The organism is Labrys sp. KB_33_2, assembly GCF_052114505.1.
Classification (GTDB): Bacteria; Pseudomonadota; Alphaproteobacteria; order Rhizobiales; family Labraceae; genus Labrys.
Genome location: NZ_JBFREW010000093.1, coordinates 1 through 455, shown reverse-complemented (window position 1 = coordinate 455; position 455 = coordinate 1). Strand labels below are relative to the sequence as shown.

General features: G+C 54.5%; 1 rRNA gene. It reads right to left on the bottom strand.

Going from position 1 to position 455, the window contains the following annotated elements:
- A 23S ribosomal RNA gene (locus AB4037_RS34690) occupies positions 1–455 on the bottom strand; the annotation flags it as partial.

Genomic DNA, 455 nt, shown 5'->3' with positions numbered 1-455 from the left:
GAGACAGCGGGGAGATCGTTACGCCATTCGTGCAGGTCGGAACTTACCCGACAAGGAATTTCGCTACCTTAGGACCGTTATAGTTACGGCCGCCGTTTACTGGGGCTTCGATTCAGAGCTTCTCCCAAAGGATAACCCCTCCTCTTAACCTTCCAGCACCGGGCAGGCGTCAGCCCCTATACTTCGCCTTGCGGCTTCGCAGAGACCTGTGTTTTTGCTAAACAGTCGCCTGGGCCTATTCACTGCGGCTCTCTCGGGCTATACACCCTACCAGAGCACCCCTTCTCCCGAAGTTACGGGGTCATTTTGCCGAGTTCCTTAACGAGAGTTCTCTCGATCACCTTAGGATTCTCTCCTCGCCTACCTGTGTCGGTTTGCGGTACGGGCACCTCCCGCCTCGCTAGAGGCTTTTCTTGGCAGTGTGGAATCAGGAACTTCGGTACTATAATTCATTC